This is a genomic window from Bacillus sp. AP50 (assembly GCF_040492675.1).
In the GTDB taxonomy this organism is placed as follows: Bacteria; Bacillota; Bacilli; order Bacillales; family Bacillaceae_G; genus Bacillus_A; species Bacillus_A cereus.
Genome location: NZ_JBEUTW010000488.1, coordinates 1 through 4,930 on the forward strand (window position 1 = coordinate 1; position 4,930 = coordinate 4,930).

A 4,930-nucleotide genomic window follows, 5' to 3' on the forward strand; every position below is an offset into this window, starting at 1 on the left:
ATATATTTTAATATGAGTGGCACCTCTTATAAATTAAGAGGTTTATAGGTGTCTCGAATTGATTTTGGGTACACTGTATCCACCACTTTAGGTTCTTTCATGTACGTGGGGATATTATGGGCCCGTATAACGGGATAAAATGAATATAGAAATAGAGGAATCGTAAAATGAATATGCAAGAGGTTTATAAATATTTAAGTACGGTATTGCCTGAAGGACATGTTAAACAAGATGAAATGTTAAAGAATCATACGCATATTAAAGTTGGCGGAAAAGCAGATGTTTTTGTTGCGCCTACAAATTATGATGAAATTCAAGAAGTTATTAAATATGCGAACGAATATAATATTCCAGTTACGTTTTTAGGAAATGGATCGAATGTCATTATTAAAGATGGTGGAATTCGCGGGATTACAGTAAGTTTAATTCATATTACAGGTGTTACTGTAACAGGAACGACGATTGTAGCACAGTGTGGTGCAGCAATTATTGACGTATCACGTATTGCCTTAGACCATAACTTAACGGGTCTTGAGTTTGCTTGTGGTATTCCAGGTTCAGTTGGCGGAGCATTATATATGAATGCTGGTGCATACGGCGGTGAAATTTCGTTTGTATTAACAGAAGCTGTCGTAATGACAGGTGATGGAGAGCTACGTACTTTGACGAAAGAAGCATTTGAATTTGGATATCGTAAGAGTGTATTTGCGAACAACCATTACATTATTCTTGAAGCGAGATTTGAACTTGAAGAAGGTGTACATGAAGAAATTAAAGCCAAAATGGATGATTTAACGTTTAAACGTGAGTCAAAACAGCCTCTAGAATATCCTTCATGTGGTAGCGTATTTAAGCGCCCACCAAATAACTTTGCTGGTAAGTTAATTCAAGACTCAGGACTACAAGGTAAGCGAATTGGTGGAGTAGAAGTTTCTTTAAAACACGCTGGATTTATGGTGAATGTTGATAACGGAACAGCACAAGATTACATCGATTTAATTCACTTCGTACAAAAGACAGTTGAAGAGAAATTTGGCGTGAAGTTGGAGCGAGAAGTAAGGATTATTGGAGAAGATAAAGAATAACGAAATACGTATGAAGATATAAATTATTTTAAAATAACATTTGGGTATTGTTGACAATTTGTTTTCAATTCAATATAATGGCTAATAATTTAACAAATAACATACGTTGAAAGAGCCCAGTAGCAGTTTGTCACTGTTAACGAGAGAGCTAGGGGTTGCTGGAACCTAGCACAAACAAACTTGCGAATTACACTCTGGAGTATCTTAGGTAATGCTAAGCGGACTAGCAATCGATATTATTGCTAAGAGTGGTATGAGTAGCTATGCTATTTATGCAAACTGGGTGGTAACACGGTGAATAATCGTCCCTATGTCTATCGTAGACATAGGGGCTTTTTTGTTTTTAAAAAATAAAGGGGATGACAAAAGATGAATATTATTGATGAATTAGAATGGCGCGGCGCCGTTAATCAGCAGACTGACGAAGAAGGCTTACGTAAGCTAGTAGAAGAGAAAAAGATTTCACTATACTGCGGAGTTGATCCAACTGGTGATAGTATGCATATCGGACATTTGATTCCGTTTATGATGATGAAGAGATTCCAATTAGCTGGCCATCATCCTGTTATTTTAATTGGCGGGGCAACAGGAACAATTGGTGATCCGAGTGGACGACAATCAGAGCGTCAGCTCCAAACGTTAGAAGTGGTTCAGCATAATGTAGATGCGTTAACAGCACAAATGAAAAAGCTATTTGATTTTGGTGGAAATAGCGAAGTGAAGATGGTAAATAACTATGATTGGACACATGAAATAAATATTATTGAGTTTTTACGTGATTACGGGAAAAACTTTAGCATCAATAGCATGTTAGCGAAGGATATTGTAGCAAGCCGTTTAGATACAGGTATTTCTTTCACAGAATTCACGTACCAAATTTTGCAAGCGATGGACTTCCATCATTTATACAAGAAAGAGGATGTTCAACTTCAAATTGGTGGCAGTGACCAATGGGGAAATATTACGAGTGGTTTAGATTTAATTCGTAAGTTAGAAGGTCATGAGGCGAAAGTATTCGGATTAACGATTCCGTTATTATTAAAATCGGACGGTACGAAGTTTGGTAAATCAGCGGGTGGTGCGGTTTGGCTTGATCCTGAAAAAACGACACCGTTTGAATTTTACCAGTTCTGGGTAAATACAGATGACCGTGACGTAATTAAATACTTGAAATATTTTACGTTCTTAACGAAAGAGCGTATTGATGAATTAGCAACGAAGGTAGAAACAGAGCCTCATAAACGTGAAGCGCAAAAAGTGTTAGCGGAAGAAATGACGAAATTTGTTCATGGAGAAGAGGCGTTCCTGCAAGCTGAGAAAATTACAGCAGCGTTATTTAGCGGAGATATTAAATCGTTAACAGCTGATGAAATTGAACAAGGCTTTAAAGAAATGCCAACATTCCAGTCTTCAAAAGAGACGAAAAACATCGTAGAGTGGCTAGTCGATTTAGGGATTGAACCATCTAGACGACAAGCACGCGAGGACATTAATAATGGTGCGATTTCTATGAATGGTGAGAAAGTAACAGATGTGGGTACAGATGTTACTGTAGAAAATTCATTTGATGGAAGATTTATTATTATTCGTAAAGGGAAGAAGAACTACAGTCTTGTGAAATTAGGATAATAAGTAAGGCTGGAAAATATATCGGCGATTTTTCGAATATATCGACCGTAACTCAAATTATATCGGCGATTTTCGAAATATATCAGCGCAAATCCGAATATATCAGCGATTTTCCCAATATATCGATTTACCGACAAAAAGCGACAATAAGAGCTGTTCCGAACGGGACAGCTTTCATTATAAAAAGTCAGTATATTTAGATAAATTTAAAGGGTATATAATTTTTTTGACGAATAAATAAGTTAGAGAAAATTACGGATAAAAAATAGCCCGAACCATGCAGGGCATGATTCGGGCTTATATTCAGATTAGTAAGCTAAGCTGAATAGACCTTTAATGTGTGATAAGTAACGAACGTTACTTGCTTCTTTCATTAATGATGCTGGTAAGCCTTTAAGTGGAGTATTGCTTGCTCCAATTGTAGCAACCGCATCTTTACGTCCTAGACTAGCAAGTGTTCCAGAGTTTACAGGTGCGAACTCTTCCAATGCTTTGCCTTCTAGTGCTGCGTATAAGTTGTATCCAATTAACTCACCCATTTGCCAAGCGATTTGTGCAGTTGGTGGGTATGGACGTCCGTCTGGAGCGAAGACAACAGCGCTGTCTCCAGCAACGAATACGTCTTTGTGAGAAGTAGATTGTAGGTATGCATCAACTGTTGCACGTCCACGGTTAACTTCAAGACCTGATTCACCGATTAATGGGTTACCTTGTACGCCGCCTGTCCAAACGAATGTGTTAGCAACAAGTTTTTGACCGTCTTTTAAGTCGATTTCATTGCCAGCAACGTTTGTTACAGGAAGACCAGTTAAGAATGTAACACCGCGTGCTTCTAGGCTAGTAGTTGCACGTTCGATTAAGTGGTCTGGTAATACTGGAAGGATTTTTGGACCTGCTTCAACAAGAAGAAGTTTCACTTCTTTTGGATTTACGCCGTGGCTTTTTGCAAGTTTAGGCATAATGTCAGCAAGCTCACCAACTAGCTCAACGCCAGTTAATCCGCCACCACCGATTACGATTGTAGCATCAGCTTCGTTTTTCGTTTTCGCGTATTCATGAATACGGTCTTCAACGTGTTTGTAGATTTTGTTTGCATCAGCAGCAGATTTTAATACCATGCTGTTTTCTTCTAGTCCTGGAATACCGAAGTAAGCAGTTTTACTTCCTAAAGCAACTACAAGTGCATCGTAAGATAAAGTAGTGCCACCAGCTAGTTTGATTTCTTTGCTATCAACTGAGAATGACTCAACTGTTGCGATTTTAAGATCGATGTCTTTCCCTTTGAAAAGCTTTGTAAGTGGCATTGCAACTGCTTGCTCAGACACGTTACCAGCTGCAAGGCGGTGTAGTTCAGTGATGATTTGGTGTGTTGGGTATTGGTTAATCACTGTAACTTGTGCTTCTGATTTGCTGTAATATTTACGTACGTTTAAAGCGGCAAGAAGACCGCCATAACCAGCGCCTAAGATGACAATTTGTTTTGACATAGTATGATATCCCCCGTCTTTACTAATTGTTGTTATAAGTTAAATTATTTATTGTTACGTTCTGCACTAATTTGAAGATATGCGTTCACAAAGCGGAACATTTTTTGTGCTTGTGGATCTTTTAGTAATTTTAACAGGCCGAATAGGCCGATAACTTCGTTGCTTTCTTCAGCACGATCTTTCGCTTCGATTGCAGTTGCAGCCATGCTTTTCACTGTATCTTTTACAGGTTCTACAAGCTCTGTAATTGCACCAACAGTGTCGCTTTTTAATACTTCATCAGTAGCAACAGTTTGAGCGAAGTCATAAGACTTAGTTAAAATGTTAACAAGCTCAGTTAATTTTGGAAGCTGTTCTACTAGTGTTGTTAATGATTCTTGTACCTCAGGTTTTAACAACTGATCAAGTACATCAAGTTGTCCTTGGCTAGCAGAAATTTGTACAGTTTCTTGTTCTGGCTTTGTTTGAGTCATAGTTTCTGGCATCTCCAATTCTCCTTTACGATAGCAATACTCTTATTTTTTATAAGTAAGATAGTAAACGTTTACGAAACTTTATACAAAGTTTCACAAAACACAATAAAATGCCTTTAAATTTATGACAGCAAGTAAGCTGCAAACATAAATCTAAAACCATAACGTCTTACTTATTATTTATGAACTGTCCGATACATGGCTTGTCCGCATAATGGAAAAGCTCCGTTACCGGAAAGTGTATATAATATATATC

Annotated in this window: 4 protein-coding genes and 1 other annotated feature; of the genes, 2 read left to right on the top strand and 2 right to left on the bottom strand. The window is 37.7% G+C overall.

From position 1 onward, the window contains the following. The first annotated feature begins 167 nt into the window (after nucleotides 1–167). Nucleotides 168–1,085, top strand: coding sequence for a UDP-N-acetylmuramate dehydrogenase (gene murB / locus ABWK52_RS25215; RefSeq protein WP_001057102.1), 918 nt, complete (start codon nucleotides 168–170; stop codon nucleotides 1,083–1,085). Between the two features lie 97 nt (nucleotides 1,086–1,182). Beyond that, nucleotides 1,183–1,398, top strand: a binding site (T-box leader). Nucleotides 1,399–1,454: 56 nt separating this feature from the next. Next, the gene (gene tyrS / locus ABWK52_RS25220; RefSeq protein ID WP_218272652.1) at nucleotides 1,455–2,714 is read left to right on the top strand and encodes a tyrosine--tRNA ligase; all 1,260 of its coding nucleotides are present in this window, start codon (nucleotides 1,455–1,457) and stop codon (nucleotides 2,712–2,714) included. Between the two features lie 308 nt (nucleotides 2,715–3,022). Here tyrS and ABWK52_RS25225 read toward each other — a convergent pair whose 3' ends face one another. Next, a complete protein-coding gene (locus tag ABWK52_RS25225) occupies nucleotides 3,023–4,201 on the bottom strand; it encodes an NAD(P)/FAD-dependent oxidoreductase (RefSeq protein ID WP_098542042.1) in 1,179 nt (392 codons plus the stop codon). A gap of 44 nt (nucleotides 4,202–4,245) precedes the next feature. Beyond that, complete coding sequence (locus ABWK52_RS25230; RefSeq protein ID WP_001115311.1) at nucleotides 4,246–4,686, bottom strand: DUF1641 domain-containing protein; 441 nt, start codon at nucleotides 4,684–4,686, stop codon at nucleotides 4,246–4,248. Nucleotides 4,687–4,930 lie beyond the last annotated feature (244 nt).